At 72.1% G+C, this 18,078-nt stretch carries 17 protein-coding genes; 4 read left to right on the forward strand and 13 right to left on the reverse strand.

All coding sequences use genetic code 11. The annotated features are described in order from the left end of the window. The 3 genes from ACLU3S_RS27730 to ACLU3S_RS27740 all read right to left on the reverse strand — a co-directional run. Window positions 1–2,081, reverse strand: a 2,081-nt coding sequence (locus ACLU3S_RS27730; RefSeq protein WP_413954690.1) for a chromosome segregation SMC family protein, incomplete at its 3' end; no start/stop codon positions are given. 248 nt (window positions 2,082–2,329) lie between these two features. Then, entirely contained in the window at window positions 2,330–2,533 is a 204-nt protein-coding gene (locus ACLU3S_RS27735) for a hypothetical protein (protein WP_023546484.1), read from the reverse strand. A 382-nt stretch (window positions 2,534–2,915) separates the two neighbouring features. After that, window positions 2,916–3,197: an acylphosphatase gene (locus tag ACLU3S_RS27740; RefSeq protein ID WP_413954691.1), complete on the reverse strand. Its 282-nt coding sequence runs from the start codon at window positions 3,195–3,197 to the stop codon at window positions 2,916–2,918. Window positions 3,198–3,375: 178 nt separating this feature from the next. Here ACLU3S_RS27740 and ACLU3S_RS27745 point away from each other — a divergent pair, with 178 nt between their 5' ends. Then, on the forward strand, window positions 3,376–4,518 hold the full coding sequence (locus ACLU3S_RS27745; RefSeq protein WP_413954692.1) for a CAP domain-containing protein: 1,143 nt from the start codon (window positions 3,376–3,378) through the stop codon (window positions 4,516–4,518). Between the two features lie 409 nt (window positions 4,519–4,927). Here the strand turns inward: ACLU3S_RS27745 and ACLU3S_RS27750 are convergent, their stop codons facing one another. Further along, window positions 4,928–5,344: a hypothetical protein gene (locus ACLU3S_RS27750; protein ID WP_413954693.1), complete on the reverse strand. Its 417-nt coding sequence runs from the start codon at window positions 5,342–5,344 to the stop codon at window positions 4,928–4,930. A gap of 88 nt (window positions 5,345–5,432) precedes the next feature. Then, window positions 5,433–6,017, reverse strand: coding sequence for a flavodoxin family protein (locus ACLU3S_RS27755; RefSeq protein WP_413954694.1), 585 nt, complete (start codon window positions 6,015–6,017; stop codon window positions 5,433–5,435). Between the two features lie 123 nt (window positions 6,018–6,140). On the opposite strand from ACLU3S_RS27755, the gene ACLU3S_RS27760 reads away from it, so the two are divergent. After that, window positions 6,141–6,530 carry a winged helix-turn-helix transcriptional regulator gene (locus ACLU3S_RS27760; RefSeq protein WP_413954695.1) on the forward strand — a complete coding sequence of 130 codons (390 nt, stop codon included), beginning with the start codon at window positions 6,141–6,143 and terminating at the stop codon, window positions 6,528–6,530. On the opposite strand, the gene mutM is transcribed toward ACLU3S_RS27760, so the two are convergent. From mutM to recG, 8 genes are all read right to left on the reverse strand, one after another. Beyond that, entirely contained in the window at window positions 6,503–7,363 is an 861-nt protein-coding gene (gene mutM, locus ACLU3S_RS27765) for a bifunctional DNA-formamidopyrimidine glycosylase/DNA-(apurinic or apyrimidinic site) lyase (RefSeq protein WP_413954696.1), read from the reverse strand. The two genes, ACLU3S_RS27760 and mutM, sit on opposite strands and share 28 nt — an antisense overlap. An 81-nt stretch (window positions 7,364–7,444) precedes the next feature. Beyond that, window positions 7,445–8,293 (reverse strand): ribonuclease III, encoded by an 849-nt coding sequence (gene rnc, locus ACLU3S_RS27770; protein ID WP_413954697.1) that lies wholly within the window; start codon window positions 8,291–8,293, stop codon window positions 7,445–7,447. A gap of 8 nt (window positions 8,294–8,301) precedes the next feature. Continuing rightward, window positions 8,302–8,475 (reverse strand): 50S ribosomal protein L32, encoded by a 174-nt coding sequence (gene rpmF / locus ACLU3S_RS27775; protein ID WP_003951102.1) that lies wholly within the window; start codon window positions 8,473–8,475, stop codon window positions 8,302–8,304. 2 nt (window positions 8,476–8,477) lie between these two features. Further along, on the reverse strand, window positions 8,478–9,131 hold the full coding sequence (locus ACLU3S_RS27780; RefSeq protein WP_413954698.1) for a YceD family protein: 654 nt from the start codon (window positions 9,129–9,131) through the stop codon (window positions 8,478–8,480). Between the two features lie 153 nt (window positions 9,132–9,284). Next, a complete protein-coding gene (locus ACLU3S_RS27785; RefSeq protein ID WP_413954699.1) occupies window positions 9,285–10,367 on the reverse strand; it encodes an ATP synthase F0 subunit B in 1,083 nt (360 codons plus the stop codon). Window positions 10,368–10,424: 57 nt separating this feature from the next. Beyond that, entirely contained in the window at window positions 10,425–10,904 is a 480-nt protein-coding gene (gene coaD, locus ACLU3S_RS27790) for a pantetheine-phosphate adenylyltransferase (RefSeq protein WP_413954700.1), read from the reverse strand. 26 nt (window positions 10,905–10,930) lie between these two features. Next, window positions 10,931–11,518 (reverse strand): 16S rRNA (guanine(966)-N(2))-methyltransferase RsmD, encoded by a 588-nt coding sequence (rsmD, locus tag ACLU3S_RS27795; protein WP_413954701.1) that lies wholly within the window; start codon window positions 11,516–11,518, stop codon window positions 10,931–10,933. Window positions 11,519–11,628: 110 nt separating this feature from the next. Continuing rightward, on the reverse strand, window positions 11,629–13,848 hold the full coding sequence (gene recG / locus ACLU3S_RS27800) for an ATP-dependent DNA helicase RecG (RefSeq protein WP_413954702.1): 2,220 nt from the start codon (window positions 13,846–13,848) through the stop codon (window positions 11,629–11,631). 202 nt (window positions 13,849–14,050) lie between these two features. Here recG and ACLU3S_RS27805 point away from each other — a divergent pair, with 202 nt between their 5' ends. Further along, entirely contained in the window at window positions 14,051–15,925 is a 1,875-nt protein-coding gene (locus ACLU3S_RS27805) for an HSP90 family protein (RefSeq protein ID WP_413954703.1), read from the forward strand. Further along, window positions 15,925–18,078 (forward strand): tetratricopeptide repeat protein (locus tag ACLU3S_RS27810; protein ID WP_413954704.1); only part of this gene is annotated, 2,154 nt, incomplete at its 3' end. The genes ACLU3S_RS27805 and ACLU3S_RS27810, both read left to right, overlap by 1 nt.

Genomic DNA, 18,078 nt, shown 5'->3' on the forward strand with positions numbered 1-18,078 from the left:
AGGCCGGGGGTGGCCCAGGAGGGCCCCGGCCAGACGTCCACGGCTACCTCGGCGGCGGCCTCGTCGACGGACGCCTGCACCTCCAGCAGGCTGGGCGCCCCGGCGGATCCGCCCTGGGCGAAGTGGGCACCGAGCAGATCGCCCTCGGCGGTGACAGCGGTCAGCTCGGGGTGGGAGCCCACCAGGTCCTCGGCGTCCTCCAGGGTGCCGACGACGACGATTCCCCGCAGGAGGCGGCGGACGGCGGGCATCAGCTCGGCAGGGCCGGAGACCAGGTCGGCGGCCAGGCGTCCGGGGGCCGGGACGGACGGTGCGGCGTCCGCGGACCGGTCCTGCCCCGCGTCCGTGCGGGCCGCTTCGGGCGCCCCCGCCAGGAGCAGGGCGGCCCGGCCGCCGTCCTGCTTGCGCAGGAGGCGGAGCGCCTCGGCGGCAAAGGCAGGGGTCGTCACGGCGATCGCGTCCGCCGCCGCGCCGAACGCGGCCGCCAGCGGGATTTCGTAACCCGGGCTCACCGTCAGCAGTTCCGCGGCCGGGCCCAGGATGCCGGTGAGCCGGTCCCGCGCCCCGAGCAGGGTTCCGGTGCCGTCCTTCCGCCGGAGGCCCATGGCGAGGGCGTCGTGCCGCGCCTGGGTCGCGGCGCGGGCGCGCTCGGCCGCGGTGAGAGCCTCGCGGGCGGCGCCGAGCGCGGCGTCCTCCTCGGCCAGCCGGCGCTTGGCCGCCTCGTGCCGCCCGGCGAGTTCCGCGTCGTCGGCGTCGAGGCCGTCGACCTCGGCCTGCAGGGCCTCGTACTCCTCCTGGGCACGCACGGCGCGCTCCTGGGCCTCGTCGCGGGCCGTGGCCAGCCGGTCGATCTCGGCCTGGGCGGAGGCGGCGCGCGAGCGGGCGGCGTTGACCTGTCCGGAGAGGCGGGCCAGGCCCTCGCGGCGGTCGGCGATGGCGCGGGCCACGTCCTTGAGCCGGCGTTCCTCGGCGGCCAGCTCCCGCTCCAGTTCGGCGCGGTGGGCGACCGTGTCGTCCAGGGCGCGCTGGGCTGCCTCCAGGGCGGCCTCCAGCTCGGCCTCCTGCTCGCGGATGCGGGCGGCCTCGCGCTCCATGTCCTCGGGGTCGCGGCCCCGGCGCTCCTCAGGCGGTGCGGAGGTGGCGCTCTTCACCCGGGCGTCGGCCAGCGAGACGGTGCCGCGCACCCGCTCGGCGAGCTGGGACAGCTCGTACCAGGTCTGTTGGGCCCGCTGGAGGCGCGGCGTGAGCTGCCGTACCTCGTCCTCCAGCAGGCCCTCGCGGTGCAGGGCCTTCTTCAGCTCCTGCTCGGCGGCCTCCTTGCGCTCCTTCAGGGCCGCCTCGTCGGCGATCTCGGACTTCAAGGCCTCGCGCAGCCGTACGAGGTCGTCGGCGAGAAGCCGGAGACGGGCGTCGCGGAGGTCCGCCTGGATGACGGCGGCCCTGCGCGCCACCGCCGCCTGACGGCCCAGCGGCTTGAGCTGGCGGCGCAGTTCGTCCGTCAGGTCCTGCACGCGCGCGAGGTTGGCCTGCATCGCGTCCAGTTTCCTGAGCGCCTTCTCCTTGCGCTTGCGGTGCTTGAGCACGCCGGCGGCCTCCTCGATGAAGGCGCGGCGGCCCATCGGATCGGCGTGCAGGACGGAGTCGAGCTGGCCCTGGCCGACAATGACGTGCATCTCGCGGCCGATGCCGGAGTCGGAGAGGAGTTCTTGGATGTCCAGCAGGCGGCAGGTGTCGCCGTTGATCTGGTACTCGCTGCCGCCGTTGCGGAACATGATCCGCGTGATGGTGACCTCGGCGTACTCGATGGGCAGGGCCCCGTCGGAGTTGTCGATGGTCAGGGACACCTCGGCGCGGCCCAGCGGCGGGCGGCCGGTGGTGCCGGCGAAGATGACGTCCTCCATCTTGCCGCCGCGCAGCGACTTGGCGCCCTGCTCGCCCATGACCCAGCTGAGCGCGTCCACGACATTGGACTTGCCCGAGCCGTTCGGGCCGACGACACACGTGATCCCCGGTTCGAACCGGAGGGTGGTCGCCGAGGCGAACGACTTGAACCCGCGGAGGGTCAGGGCCTTGAGGTGCACGCCGCCGGACTCTACCCGGCCCCGCCTATCTCACTCCACGAACACTCGCAACCCCGCGGTTTCGCCATTGAGCATGCCGGGCACACCAGACGTTGAAGAGGGTGAAAGGATGCGCGGGGGAAAGAACGAAGGGACGCCGAAGCGTCCCTTGCAATCTCTGACGGCTGGGTTCCAGCCGTCCGATCAACTGAGCGGTTGATACGGGCAGCCCAACCACTGCGACTGCTGTTGTGGAGCTGATGCAGTGATCAGGTGAGCGCAGGCTCCGCCTGGTGTGCGTCGATGCTCTCCATGATCCTGTCCTGAGAGGCGGCAGCCGTCAGCGCGTCGTTCTCCGCCTGGATCCGGACCAGCTCGGACTCCAGGTCCTGCACACGCTGCTGCAGCCGTCGCATCTCGGCGAGGAGTCGAGGGTCGGAGCCGCCGACGTAACCGAGAAGCGCCTTTGCCATGATGGATGGTCCTCCACACTGAGTGACCGACCGATGCGGTGTGGGTCGTGAGGGATTCGCACCCGCGGTGCCTGGCACATCGGGGTGTTGCTCTGCAGTTGCTCCATGCCAAACAGCTAAGGTGCGCGGGGCTTTCAGCGTCTCACCAAAAAGTTTGACGGTCAACACGATCACGCCCCGTATTGGCGGGCAAACCGGGGCGCGCGGCCTGGAAAGCGGCGGCGCTGCATGTCATCCGGGGCCCACAGGGCGTGGCGATCAGCTGTACCAGCGGAGCCTGCCACGCCGCGCCCGCGTTGACAACCACCAGGTCGTTTCTGCCGTCCGCATGTGCCTCCGGCAGCGGCCGGGGCTCCCGCCTGCGGGGCTGTACAGAACCGGCTCAGCGGATGGCGAAGCCGTCGTAGCCGCCGCGGGGTGTGTCCCAGATCTCGGTGACGCCGTCCACGTTCCCGGGCGTGTCGTCGCCCTGGAGCCAGTCGAGCAACCCCTCGCAGCCCTCGCGCGAGCCCTCCGCGACGACCTGGACCCGGCCGTCCGCCAGGTTGAGAGCAAAACCACTCAGGCCGCCGATCTCCAGTGCCTTGGCGCGTGTGAACCAACGAAAGCCCACGCCCTGCACGTGCCCGCGCACCCAGGCGACCAGTCGCACATCCTCACTCATGGCTGCAACCTAACGGCCGATCTGGCCGGGGACACCTCGCGCCCCGGCGGCATGCGGTACCGTCCCGGTCCAATGAATCTCATATGAAACTCACTCGATCGAGTGAGCCGGGTTGGGCCAGGGGGGAGTCACCCGCGGCAGCCCCGGTCGACCGCGAGCACGAGAAGAGGGCAGGGACATGGGACGCCACCGACGCTCCGCCGCCGGCCGCGCCACCACGGGTCACGCCACGGAGGTCACGCACAGCTACGACCCCGCCGCCGGGGCCGACGACTTCCCGTACTCCGCCCCGGAGTACTCCTCCTCGGGGTACTCGGGGTACTCCTCCTCGGGGTACTCATCTCGGGGCCGGCAGGCACCCAGGGGGATCGCGCCCTACCTCAACCCGGAGGCCTACGCCGAGGCGAACGCCCGGGCCCACTCCTACCTGTTCACACCCGACGACGACACGGGCGGGTTCAGCCCGGACGACGGCCCGTCCCACGGCAACCGGCACCGCAAGAAGGCCGCCGCCAAGCCGGTGCGCACGGGCCTGCTCGGGGTGTCCGCGGCCGTCGCCCTGGGTACGGCCGCGGTGGCCACCGGCATGGTCCCGGGCCTGCAGAACTACAGGTTCGGCGGCTCCACGCAGACCACCGGCGGCGACCAGGTGCAGGCCGCCGGCTCCCCCACCAACGCGGCCGGCGAGCAGGGCGGCACCTCGGGCAGCGTCGACGGCCGGACCGGAGGCGGCACCACCAGCCGGGACACCCAGCGCTCCCCGTCCCCCGGCAGCCCGTCGGCGTCCCCCTCGGACTCGCCCACGGCGCCTCCCGCGAAGGCGGCCCCGCCGAACAGCGCCCCCTCCAAGACGGCCGCCCCCTCCAAGCCGGAGACGACCCCGTCCCAGCACGCGGCCCCCAAGGCCCCGTCGGCCACCTCCGCGCCGGTGACGACGTCCGCGCAGGCCGCCGCCGAGGCCGAGGTCCTCAAGCTCGTCAACGAGGAGCGGGCGAAGGTCGGCTGCAGTGCCCTGACGGCGAGCCCCTCCCTGGCCAAGCTGGCCGGGTCGTTCAGCGACGACATGGCCGCGCGGGGCTTCTTCGACCACACCGACCCGGACGGCAAAACGCCGTGGGACCGGGCCGCGGCGGCCGGCATAGCCAACCTCGGCGGCGAGAACATAGCCCGCGGCCAGGCCGACGCGGCGGCCGTGATGGACGCCTGGATGAACAGCCCCGGCCACCGCGCCAACATCCTGAACTGCGACTTCAAAACCCTGGGCGTCGGCGTCCACCTCGGGACGGGCGGGCCTTGGTGGACACAGGACTTCGGCTACTGAGATAGCCGCAGGCCAGGGCGCCGTCGATGCCCTCGCCCCGGGTGAGTGCATCGAAGGCGGCGGAACGGTCGATTGGGCACCCAACCCGGCCAACCCGGGCACCGGGACCTGCAGGGGCGGCACGGGCAACGGGCAGGCAGTCGACTGAACCCCACTAGGCGCCAGGAACGCTCCGCAGCCACGCGCTGCGGAGCGTTCCCGCGCGAGCGCAGCCGGGAGAGTCGCAGGGACCGTGCCGACCCGTCGGGCACGCCAAGTGGCCGATAGTCGTCGGGCACGCCAAGTGGCCGACAGTCGTCCTTGTTCAGCCCTCCCGCCCCGCACGAACTGGGGCGGACGCCTTCGGCATCGGCATCGGCATCGGCATCGGGCGATTGCCCCGAAGAAGGCTGGGCCCGCCGGCTGCGGCTCACACTCTCGCGTTGAGGGTCATGAAGGCGCGACGCTCGATGAAGTGTCCGAAGGTCGGTTCGGGCAGCCCGCCCACGAGGTCCACCCCGCACATGTAGAGCTCAGGACGATTCGACAGCAGTTCGAAGTCGCGCAGCGCATCGTCGAAAGCGCAGATGACACCCGGCTCGGACGCCGAGTCGATCAACAGGACGTGGTCGTGGGCGCCCATGGGCGTCATCCTCGCCCACTCCACCGCCTCATCGTCCGAGACGCCTTGAAGCCCGAGGGATCGGTACGGCAGGTCTCGCCAGTCGATGCCATGGCCCGCCCACGGCAGAGCGCGGAGGTAGGCATGGAACGCTGAGGCAAGCTCGACCGCGCTGATCGAAGCATCGTGAACCGCGATCCAGCGGGAAACCTCTTCCGCACGCACACGCGCAGCGTAGTCGTGCCGGGTCTCGGTCGAGTCCGCGTCCTAGGGACGCTTCCCCTCCCCCGAGCCGGCGGCGGCCGTAAGGCGCCTACGCGGCGACCCGTCCGCGCCTGAGCGCCCTCGCCGTCTCGGTCACCCGGCGGCCGAGGTGCTCGGCCGTGGCCAGGTCGGACTTGTGGACGGCCTCGGGGCCCTCGTCCGTGTTGGACTGGGCGGCGGCTCCGGCGAAGAAGCCGAGGCGGTTGAGGTCGTTCTCGGAGGCCGTGGTGCTGTTCCACCCGGGGAGCAGGCCCAGGTTGACCCAGTGCATGCCGTGCTGGGCGGCGAGCGTCTGGAAGAACTGCAAGGTGTGCAGCTTGTCGCCGCTCTTCGACGCCGAGTTGGTGAAGCCGGCGGCCAACTTGTCCCGCCAGTCCTGGCCGAACCAGCGCTTGGAGGTCGCCTCGGCGAAGACGTGGAAGGCGCCGGAGGCGGTGCCCATGTAGGTGGGCGAGCCGAAGACGATCGCGTCGGAGCGGTCCAGCGTCTCCCACTGCTCCTCGGTGATCTCGTCGACCTTGATCAGATGCACCTCGGCGCCCGCCTCGGCGGCACCGGCGCGGACGGCCTCGGCGAGGGCGGCGGTGTGGCCGTAGCCGGAGTGGTAGGCGATGGAGACGACGGGCGTGGTCATGAAACCTCCTTGGATGGGCGGCTGAGCGCTCAGGCACAGCCCGGAAGCACTAACTGAAGGAAAGCACTATCGAGAAGTTAGTGCAACCTCGCGGGTAGCGCTGCGCTCGCGTACGCTTGGGACATGACCGCCGGGAACCTGGAAGACCTCGCCTACAACGTCTTCGCCAAGGCCTGTCCCTCGCGCGGCACGCTGGAGCACGTCACGGGCCGCTGGGGCGGGCTGACGCTCGGCGCGCTGTACGAGGGTTCGCTGCGCTTCAACGAGCTGCGCCGCCGCGTCGACGGGGTCAGCGAGAAGATGCTGTCGCAGACGCTGCACGCGCTGGAGCGGGACGGCCTGGTGCACCGCGAGGCCCAGCCGACGAACCCGCCGCGCGTGGACTACGACTTGACGCCGCTCGGCCGCCGGGTCGCCGAGCGGCTGCTGGCGCTCATCCACTGCGTGGAGGGGTCCATGGACGAGGTACTGGCCGCCCGTGCGCGTTACGACGAGACGCGCGGCGCCCTCTGACACTTCGGGCAGAAGTAGCTGGAGCGGTTCATCCAGGACCGGCGGCGGATCGGGGTGGCACAGCGCCGGCACGGCTCGCCCTCGCGGCCGTAGGCGTCGAGGGAACGGCCGAAGTAGCCGGACTGGCCGTTGACGTTGACGTAGAGGCTGTCGAAGCTGGTGCCGCCGACGGCCAGGGCCGCGTTCATCACGTCCCTGATGTGGCGGAGGAGTTCGGCGGTGACCGGGCGGGTGAAGCCGGCGGTCGGCCGCTCGTAGTGGATGCGGGAGCGCCACAGCGCCTCGTCCGCGTAGATGTTGCCGACCCCGCTGATCAACGACTGGTCCAGCAGGGCTCGCTTGATGGTGGTGCGCTTGCGGCGCAACGCCTGATGGAAGGCGTCGTCGTCGAACAGCGGGTCCAGCGGGTCGCGGGCGATGTGCGCGATCACGTCGGGCAGACCCTGGGCGGTGTTGTCGTGCAACGACAGCCCGCCGAAGGTGCGTTGGTCGACGAAGCGCAGTTCGGTGCCCAGGCCGTCGGCGAACCGTATCCGGATGCGCAGGTGCTTCTCGTCCGCCGCCTCGTGCGGCTGCACCAGCAACTGCCCGCTCATGCCGAGGTGCGCGAGGACCGACTGGTTGGTCTCCTCCAGCGGCAGCCACAGGTACTTGCCGCGCCGGCTGGGGGCGCCGATGTGGTGGCCCCTCAGCCGGTGCGCGAAGTCGTCGGGGCCGGCCACGTGCCGGCGTACGGCGCGCGGGTGCAGCACCTCGGCCTCGGCGACGGTGCGGTGGGCCACCCACCGTTCAAGGCCGCGCCGGACGACCTCGACCTCGGGCAACTCGGGCATGGAAACCCCCGTACGGGTCCGGTGATGAGCCGAGCGCCCGTCCGGAGTGCGGACTCCGGGCGGGCGCTCGGCCGTGCTTCGTCAGGCGGTGGCGGACGACGTGTCGCCGTCCTTGGCAGCTTCCTCGACGGCCTTGGCGGCCTCGCCGGCCGCCTTGGCCCGCTCGTCCGCGGCTGCCCGGATGGACCGCCAGGCGGACTCGGCGGCCTGCTGCTCCGCCTCCTTCTTGCTGCGGCCGGTGCCGGTGCCGTACGAGACGCCTCCGACGCGGGCGGCAGCAGTGAAGGTCTTCTCGTGGTCGGGGCCGCTCTCCGTGACCAGGTACTCGGGCACGCCGAGTCCCTCGATCGCGGTCAGCTCCTGCAGGGAGGTCTTCCAGTCCAGGCCGGCGCCCAGGTTGGAGGACTTCTCGATCAGCGGGTCGAACAGGCGGTGCACCAGTTCGGAGGCCGCGTCGAGGCCCTGGTCGAGATAGACCGCGCCGATCACCGCTTCGAGGGTGTCGGCGAGGATGGACGCCTTGTCCCGGCCGCCCGTGCCCTCTTCACCCCGGCCGAGCCGGATGAAGGCGCCCAGGTCGAGCCCGCGCCCGACCTCCGCCAGCGCACGCGAGTTGACCACCGCGGCCCGCAGCTTGGCCAGCTGGCCCTCGGGCAGGTCGGGGTGGATGCGGTACAGCGTGTCCGTGACGACGAGACCGAGCACGGAGTCCCCGAGGAACTCCAGCCGCTCGTTCGTCGGCAGACCGCCGTTCTCGTACGCGTAGGAACGGTGGGTCAGCGCGCGCACCAGAAGGGCGGACTCGACCTGGTAGCCGAGCCGCCCTTCCAGAAGCGTGTGGGACGAGGCCTGGTTGTCCGCCTTCTTCTTGGCGGGTGCGTCCGCCTTGGCGTCTTCCGCCTTCTTGGGACTGGACACAGTGCCTCTCACCAGCCCGCTCAGACTTCGAGGACCTGGCGCTTGTTGTAGGTGCCGCACGAGGGGCACGCGATGTGCTGCTGCTTGGGCTCGTGGCAGCGCTCGCACGCAACCAGGGTGGGGACCGCAGCCTTCCACTGCGACCGGCGGTGGCGCGTGTTGCTGCGCGACATCTTCCGCTTCGGAACAGCCACGGCTACTTCTCCTGCTTCTCGTCGACGCGCGCTGATCGAGTCGCGTCGCCGCTCATCTCGTCCTTCTCGCCGTCCGTCATGGATCCGGCGAGTCCCTGCAAAGCCGCCCAACGGATGTCGACGGCGTCGTGGTGGTGGTCCGGGTCGTCCGCGAGCCGTGCTCCGCACTCGGAGCACAGACCCGGGCAGTCCTCCCGGCACACCGGCTGCATCGGCAGTGCGAGCACCACCGCATCGCGCAGCAGAGGCTCGAGGTCGATCAGACCGTCCTCGACAAAGAGCCTGTCCTCGTCGTCCTCGGCGTCGTCGCCCGGTTCCGCGATCACGCGGCCCCGGTCGTCGGCGTCAGGGTACGAGAACATCTCCTGGAAGTCCGCTTCGAGCTCCAGCTCCAGCGGCTCCAGACACCTTACGCACTCCCCCTCGGTCGTCGCACGGGCGGTGCCTGTGACGAGCACACCTTCCATGACCGACTCGAGCCGGAGTTCGAGTTCCACCCGTGCGCCTTCCGGCACTCCGATGACGTCCTGCAGACCGAGGTCCTTCGGGGCGTCGACCGTGCGGGTCAGGCGCTGCAGCGCACCAGGACGCCGGCCCAGCTCGTGCGTGTCGATCACGAGGGGGTTGCGGTGGTCGAGGCGGGCGTTGGAAGCCATTCCTGCTTTCGGTCTTACGAACTCGAAGGGACGCCGGCCTCGGGGTCCCGGGGCAGCGCTGAGGGCGGACGGCGTGCAGCACGCAATGAGCGCACGCGCGACCGAAGAGCCAGGATACTGGACCTTTCGCTCAGGGCCCAATCGGGTGCGCGGCTACAGGCCGCGTCCCTGCTCGTACGCCCGCAGCTGCTCCGCGCTGATCATGCTCGTGTCGAAGAGGCTGGTCTCCTCCAGAGCGTAGCCCTGCTGGGGCTGCTGTGGGACCTGGTGCGGGTCGTAGGCCGCCTGCTGGGGCTCGTAGGCGGGCTGGTAGGCGTACGGATCGGCCTGCTGGTAGCCGTACGGGTCCTGCTGGCCGTAGACGGGCTGCTGCGGGTAGCCGCTGTACGGATCGGGCTGCTGCTGGTCGTACGCGTAGGCCGGCTGCGGCTCGTACGACGGCTGCTGCGGCTGCTGCGGGACCGGCTGCTGGACCGGCTGCTGCGGGACCGGCTGCTGTTCGGCCGCGGCGTCCTGGTCCGCGAGGGCCGCGAGGTCGGCCAGGTAGTCGGCGTCGCTGGAGTGCTGGAAGGTCGTGGTGTCGTCGGCGAGGGCCCCGAGGTCGTCGGTGGCGATACGGCCGTGCAGCTTCTGCCGGCCGCGGCCGACCGCCTCCAGGGTCTTGGCGAGCACCGCCTCGAAGGCGCCCAGCTTGGCGTCGACGTACTGGTCGGCGTTGTGGCGCAGGGTCTCCGGGTCGTGGCTGCGCTCGGGGGCGTCCTCGTCCTCGTAGCCGTTCTCGTCCAGGCCGGGCCCGGTGCCGAGCAACTTCTCGCGGCCGCGGCCGACCGAGCCGAGGGTCTTGGTGAGGACGACCTCGAAGTTGGCGAGCTTGGAGTCGACGTAGTCGTCGGCGTCGGCGCGGATCTCCTCGGCCTCCTTGCGGGCCTCGGCGAGGATCCGGTCGGCCTCGGCCTGGGAGCGGCGGGCGATCTCCGTGTCGGAGATCAGCGAGCCGCGCTCGGCGTGCGCGTTCTCGATGATCCGCTCGGCCTCCTGGCGGGCCTGCTCCACCATCTGCTCGCGGTCGCCGATCAGCTCCTGCGCCTGTGCGAGCGAGCCGGGCAGCGCCTGGCGCACCTCCTCCAGCAGCGTGAGCAGGTCGGCGCGGTTGATCACACACGAGGCCGACATGGGCATGGCCCGGGCACCGGAGACCATGGAGACGATCTCGTCGAGCTTCTTCTGCACGTCCACCTGTGCTCGCCACTCTCTACAGCCGGGTTGGAGACGGACGGGACGACTGTAGTCCCATCAGTCCTTGCGCAGGCGCCGGTTCAGGGCGTCGAGCACCTGCGGCGGCACCAGGTGGGAGACGTCGCCGCCCCAGGCCGCGACCTCCTTCACGAGCGAGGAGGACAGGAAGCTGTAGGTGGGGTTGGTCGGCACGAAGAGCGTCTCGACGCCGGTGAGGCCGTTGTTCATCTGGGCCATCTGCAGCTCGTAGTCGAAGTCACTGACGGCGCGCAGGCCCTTGACGATCGCGGGGATGTCGCGCTGCTTGCAGAAGTCGACGAGCAGGCCGTGGAAGGCCTCGACCCGGACGTTGGCGTAGTCGGCGGTGACCTCGCGGATCAGCTCGATCCGCTCCTCGATCTCGAACAGGCCCTTCTTGGCCTTGTTGATCATCACCGCGACGTAGACCTCGTCGTACAGACGCGAAGCTCGGGCGATGATGTCGAGATGTCCGTTGGTGATCGGGTCGAACGACCCGGGACAGACGGCGCGGCGCACTTGTGATCCCTCGCTCTCCGGTCCGGTCATCGTGCGTCTTCGCACGTAGAGGCGGCGCGACCGTACCAAAACGTTCCCTCGCCGTAGCGACGGGACCGGATCGCCTCGAAGCCGTCCGGCCACTGGAATGTCCCGCCTCTGGTGCTGCGCTCCACGGTGACGAGCGCTTGCTCAGCGAGCCAGCCTTCCGAGTGGAGTGTGAGCAGAATCTCGCGAAGATCGTCGTCCGTGACGGCGTACGGCGGGTCGAGGAAGACGAGGTCGTACGGCTCGGCGGGCGGCGCGGTCCGGATGACGTGTTCCGCTTTGCCCGCTCGCACTTCGGCGCCGGGCAGGCCCAGGCTCTTCACGTTCTCGCGCACGACCCGCGCCGCGCGGGCGTCGGCTTCGACGAGGAGGGTGTGGCCCGCTCCCCGGGAGAGGGCTTCCAGGCCCACGGCGCCCGAGCCGGCGTAGAGGTCGAGGACGCGCTCGCCGTCCAGGGGGCCGCCCAGGAGGGACTGCCAGGTGGAGAAGAGGCCCTCGCGTGCGCGGTCCGATGTTGGCCGTGTTCCGGTGCCGGGCGGTACCGACAGGCGCCGTCCGCCTGCCCGACCGGCGATCACGCGGGTCATGTGGGGTCCTTCTTCGTGGGCGGCTTCACGGGTTCATTGTGGCTGGTCGCTCGCGCGGCGGTGGCCGCACATCGCATACTGCCCCGCGTCTCTTCGGAGCGCGCTGCGGCTCACCCCTTCTCCAGGTACTGCTCCCGCTCCTCGTCCAGGAGGGCGTCCAGGGCCGTGCGCAGACCCGGCAGCCGCTCCAGTTCGGGATCGGCCGCCACCAGGTGCGCCGCCTCCTGTCTCGCCTCCGCGATGACCTCCTCGTCCTCGATGACCGCGAGGACCCGGAGGCTGGAGCGGGCGCCGGACTGGGCCTGGCCGAGGACGTCGCCCTCGCGGCGCTGTTCGAGGTCGATGCGGGAGAGCTCGAAGCCGTCGAGGGTGGCGGCGACCGCGTTCAGCCGCCGGCGGGCGGCGCTCGCCTCGGGCATCTCGGTGACCAGGAGGCACAGCCCGGGGGCCGAGCCGCGGCCGACCCGTCCGCGCAGCTGGTGGAGCTGGGAGACGCCGAAGCGGTCGGCATCCATGATCACCATGGCCGTGGCGTTGGGGACGTTGACGCCGACCTCGATGACCGTGGTGGCGACCAGGACGTCGGTGTCGCCGGCCGCGAAGCGGCGCATCGCCGCGTCCTTGTCGTCCGGGTGCATGCGGCCGTGCAGGACCTCGACCCGCAGGCCCCTCAAGGGGCCTCCGGCCAGCTGCTCGGCCACGTCGAGGACGGCCAGCGGCGGGCGCTTCTCCGCCTCGTCCTCGGGGGACTTCTTCTTGCCGGCCTTCTTCGGATCGTCCTCCTCGTCGCCGATGCGGGGGCAGACGACGTACGCCTGGTGGCCGCCCTCGACCTCCTCGCGGACCCGCTCCCAGGCGCGGGCGAGGAAGTGGGGCTTGTCGGCGGCGGGGACGACGTGGGTGGCGATGGGCGAGCGGCCGGCCGGGAGCTGGTCGAGGACCGAGGTCTCCAGGTCGCCGAAGACGGTCATCGCGACCGTGCGCGGGATGGGGGTCGCCGTCATGACGAGGAGGTGCGGGGGCTGCTTGCCCTTGCCGCGCAGCGCGTCGCGCTGTTCGACGCCGAAGCGGTGCTGTTCGTCGACGACGACCAGGCCGAGGTCGTGGAACTGCACCTTGTCCTCGATCAGGGCGTGGGTCCCGACCACGATGCCGGCCTCGCCGGTGGCCAGGTCGAGGAGGGCCTGGCGGCGGGCGGCGGCGCCCATCGAGCCGGTGAGCAGGACCACCTTGGTGGCGTGCTCCGATCCGCCGAGCATGCCGCCCTCGGCCAGTTCGCCCATCATCTCGGTGATCGAGCGGTGGTGCTGCTGGGCGAGGACCTCGGTGGGCGCGAGCATGGCCGCCTGGCCGCCCGCGTCGACCACGGCGAGCATGGCGCGCAGGGCCACCAGGGTCTTGCCCGATCCGACCTCTCCCTGCAGGAGGCGGTGCATCGGGTGTTCCGTGGCGAGGTCGGCGAAGATCTCCTGGGAGACCTTCTGCTGGCCGTCGGTGAGGGTGAAGGGCAGGCGGTCGTCGAAGGCCGTCAGGAGGCCGTCCGGCTTCGGGCGGCGGGGCGCCGCCGGGAGCTGGGTGTCGGCGTGGCGGCGGCGGGCGAGGGCCACCTGGAGGACGAAGGCCTCGTCCCACTTCAGGCGGGCGCGGGCGTCGGCGATGTCGGCCTTGGTGTGCGGGCGGTGGATCCTGTGGAGGGCCTCGGGGAGGGGGAGCAGCCCGCGGCCCTCGCGCAGGGAGTCGGGGAGCGGGTCGACGGCGTCCGCGGCACTGGGCAGGACCGTCTGGACCGCCTTGCCGATCTTCCAGGACTCCAGTTTGCCGGTGGCCGGGTAGATGGGGATGAGGGCGCCGGCCCAGGTCTCGACGGCCTCCTCGCCGTCGCCTCGCAGCAACTCATAGGCGGGGTGGGCGAGTTGGAGGCGGCGGTTGAAGACGGAGACCTTGCCGGCGAACATCGCGCGGGTGCCCGGCAGCAGCTCCTTGTGGGGCTTGTGCACGCCGTGACCGAAGAAGACCAACTGGAGGCGGCCGCTGCCGTCGGTGATCGTGACCTCGAGGCGCTGGCCCTTGCCCCGGGGCGCCTTGGCCGAGGCGAAGGTGAGCAGGCGGGCGTCGGCCACCTGGGCGACCACCGTCACGTGCTCGTCCATGGGCAGGTCGGCGAGGTGGGTGAGCTGGCCGCGCTCCTCGTATCTGCGCGGGTAGTGGTGCAGGAGGTCGCCGACGGTGTGCAGGCCGAGATGCTCGGCCATCACCTTCGCGGTGGCGGGGCCGAGCACTGACTTCAGTGGTTGCTTCAGGGGTTCATCCAGTGCGGGCACGAGATCCATTGCACACCACGGCACTGACAATGCCGTAGCCGCCGCGGTCGCCGATTCGTGGCAAGGCGCCGTTTATGTCCGGGAAACTGCTGGTCAGGCGCGCTGTTCGGGTCTAGGATGACGCGCTCCGGCCATCCCCCGCGGTCACCGCCCCCACGACGGGACCGCCCGACCCCGCGCCGCACGCGCTCCCCCCTCCGGCGCAGTGACGATGGACTCCCAGACCTCACAGTCATCCCAGGCATCCCAGTCACCTCACCCACCTCACACACCTCATACGTTCCAGGTCGACCTGCGCGGTCTGGTGGACCTCCTCTCCCATCACCTCTACTCCAGCCCGAAGGTCTATCTCCGCGAGCTGCTGCAGAACGCGGTGGACGCCGTCACCGCGCGGCGGGCCCTGCAGCCGGACGCCCCGGCGCTGGTCCGGCTGCACACGGCGGACGGCGGCCTGCGCGTCGAGGACAGCGGCATCGGGCTCACCGAGTCGGACGTGCACGACCTGCTGGCGACCATCGGCCGCAGCTCCAAGCGGGCCGAGGGCATCCAGGAGGCCCGGTCCGGCTTCCTCGGCCAGTTCGGCATCGGGCTGCTCGCCTGCTTCGTCGTGGCCGAGCGGATCCGGGTGGTCAGCCGCAGCGCCCGTACGCCGGACGCGCCACCGGTGGAGTGGACGGCGCGCGACGACGGCTCCTACACCGTCCGCACCCTGCCCGCCGCGGAGCGGCCCGAGCCCGGCACGACCGTGCACCTGACGGCGCGGCCCGGCGCGGCCGAGTGGCTCTCACCCGAGCGGGTGCGCACGCTGGCCCGGGACTTCGGCTCGCTGCTGCCGTACGACGTCCGGGTGGGCGAGGAGCGGATCACGGATCTGCCCGCGCCCTGGGACCGCGCGTATCCGGGCCCGGCCGCGCGCAGGGTGGCCCTGGCCCGGCACTGCCAGGAGCTGTTCGGGTTCACGCCGCTGGACGCGATCGACCTGGACGTGCCGCTGGCCGGGATCCGGGGAGTGGCGTACGTGCTGCCGTCGGCGGTCAGCCCGGCCCAGCGCGCGACCCATCGGGTGCACCTGAAGGGCATGCTGCTGACCGAGCGGGCCGAACAGCTCCTGCCGGAGTGGGCCTTCTTCGTGCGCTGCGTGCTGGACACCGACAGCCTGCGGCCCACCGCCTCGCGGGAGTCGCTGTACGAGGACGAGACGCTCGCGGCCGTACGGGACGCCCTCGGCGAAAGGATTCGTTCCTGGCTCACGGGGCTCGCGGCCGGCGATCCGGAACGGCTGGCGGCGTTCCTCGCCGTGCACCACCTGGGCGTGAAGTCCCTGGCCCGGCACGACCACGACATGCTGCGCACGATGCTGCCGTGGCTGCCGTTCGAGACGACGGACGGCCGGCTGTCCCTGGAGGAGTTCGCGCGGCGCCACCCGGTGGTGCACTTCACCCGGACCGTCGAGGAGTACCGGCAGGTCGCGCCGATCGCCTCCGCGCAGGGCGTCGGGGTGGTCAACGGCGGCTACACGTACGACAGCGAGCTGGTCGAGGCGCTGCCGTCGGTGCGGCAGGGGGCGGTGGTCGCCGAACTGGACGCGGACACCGTCACCGCGCACCTGGACGCGGTCGACCCGGCGCAGGAGCTGGCGCTGTCCGGCTTCCTGGCGGCCGCGCGGGCGAAGCTCGACCCGCTGGGCTGCGACGTCGTCCTGCGCGCCTTCCACCCGCTGTCGGTGCCCGCGCTGCACCTGGACGACCGCGGCGCGCGGCACGAGCAGGCACGGGCGGCGGCCGAGGAGCGGGCCGACGATCTGTGGGCGGGCATCCTGGGCTCGCTGCGCGGCAGCGCCCCCCGCGCGCGTCTGGTGCTCAACCACCTGAACCCGCTGGTGCGCCGGATCAGTTCGCTGCGGGAACCCGAGCTGATCGGCACCGCGACCGAGTCGCTGTACGGGCAGGCGCTGCTGATGGCGCAGCGCCCGCTGCGGCCCGCCGACTCGGCACTGCTCAACCGGGCGTTCCTCGGCCTGCTGGAGTGGGCCACGCACGGGGAGAGCGCACACGGGGAGCCGGCGGACGGGGAGGACGGTCACTGATGGGTGAGATCACGGACTTCGACGCGCTGCGCCGGGCGATGGCGGAGAACTCCGAGCAGCCGGAGGGCCCGGCCCGCAACGCGCGCGCGGAGCAGCTGCTCGCCGAGGCGGAGGGGCTCGGCATTCCGCTGGCCGTCATCGAGGCGCTCGGGCACCAGGTGAAGGTCTACAACTACAGCTCCGAGAAGGACAAGATGTTCGTCCCGTTCGCGCGGCTGCTGCGCATGTGGGACGAGCGGCCCGGGGACTTCGACGCCTACGAGACGCACTCACTGCACTGGGTCTTCAAGTGGATGTCGGCCGGCATGCTGGACCAGCCGCACATCCCGCTCGCCTCGATCGAGAAGTGGCTCGCCGAGATGGAGCACCGCTACCGGCTCGCCGGGCACTCCGAACGGGCGGTGCGCAGCGCCGAGTTCAGCGTGGCCGCGCACGTCGGGGACCTGGCGCGGGCCGAGCGGGCCTACGCCGCGTGGCTCGCCGCCGACCGGGACGAGATGGCCGACTGCCACGCCTGCGAGCTGCACGGGCAGGGCACCTGGCAGGTCGAGCAGGGCCGGGACGCTCAGGCCCTGCGGCTGTGGCGGCCGGTCCTGGAGGGCGAGTACGGCTGCGCGCACGAGCCGCACTCCGTCCTCGCCGCCTCGCTGATCCCACTGCTGCGGCTGGGCCGCGTGGAGGAGGCCCGCGCCCACCATCTGCGGGGCCTCAGGCTCGTCCGCCCCATGGAGAGCATGCGCAGCGCCTACGCCGAGCACGTGGCGTTCTGCGCGCTGACCGGCAACGAGGCGCGCGGTCTGGAGCTGCTCGCCGGGCGTCCCGCGTACTTCACGGACACCGGGCATCCGCGCAGCCGGCTCGACTTCATGGCCGTGGTGACCCTGCTGATGGACCGGCTGACCGAGCTGGGCCTGGGCGGGCAGCCGGTGCCGGGCCCCGCCGGGCGGACCTGGACGGCGGGCGAACTCGCCGTGCACGCGCGCGCGGAGGCGCTGGCCCTGGCGGAGCGCTTCGACCTGCGCAACGGCACGTCGCACGTGGGCGACCGGGTACGCGCGCGCATGGCGCAGCGTCCGCTGGTGGAGCGGCTGCCGCTGGGGGTGCGCACACCGCGCCCGGCGCCGGCCCCCGCGACCGCGCCCCCGGCGCCGGACGTGACCGCCGAGCCCGATGTGGCCGCCCTGCTCGCCGAGGCACGGCGGCTGTCGGACACCCTGCGGCCGCAGGCCCTTCAGGCGTGGGCCGCCGTGGCACGGGCCGCGCGGGGCACCGATCTGGAGCCGCGCGACCGCGCGGAGATCGCCGAACACGAGGCGATGGCGCGCGGCCCGCAGGGCGTCGGGCTGTTCGAGCAGGCGGCCGCCCTCTACGCCGAGGCGGGCGACCCCGGGGAGGCGTTGGCGGCACGCGCGCGTGGGGCGTACGTCCGCGCGCTGCGGGGCGAGGTGGACGAGGCCCTGGCGGCGGTCTCCGGGCCGTACGACGAGGCGCTCGCGCTGTACGCGGCCGAGGCCACCGGTGTGCGGCAGACGGCGTCGGTGGTGATGAGCCGGGCGCGGATCCTCATGCGACGGGTGCACGAGCGGAACGCCGAGGACGCCGGCGCCGACGCCGAGGCCGCCGTGCGGGAGGTGCTGGCCCTCGTCGAGGGCCGCTGCGGGGACGACGTGCGGCTGGTGGCGCGGGCCGCCGAGGCGCGGGGCATGCTCGCGGAGCTGGCCGGGATCGCCGGGGACGCCGGGCGGGCGGCGCGGTTGTTCCGGCGCGCCGCCGAGGAGTACGTGGCCGCGGGGCTGCCCTGGTTCGCGGTGGAGTACGAGGTGCAGCTCGCCGCCCTGGCCCACGAGGCCGGTGATCCGGCGGGGGCCGAACGGGCGCTGCGCGCGGCCCTGGAGCACGGCGGGCCGTACGTGGAGCCGGTCGGGAGGGCGCAGCTGCATCTGCAGCTGGCCGAGGTGGTCGGCGGGCGCGGCGACGCCGTGGACGCCGCCGGGCACGCCCTGGAGGCCGCGCACTGGGCCGACGAGGCCGGGGAGAGCGGCACGCTGGGTGCCTGGGCGCGGCAGCAGCTGGGCGGCTTCCTGCTGCGGCAGGGGCGGTACGCGGAGGCCGCCGAGGTGCTGGAGTCGGCGCTGGCCGACCTGGGCGCCGAG

It is taken from the genome of Streptomyces sp. AF1A (assembly GCF_047340315.1).
GTDB lineage: Bacteria > Actinomycetota > Actinomycetes > Streptomycetales > Streptomycetaceae > Streptomyces.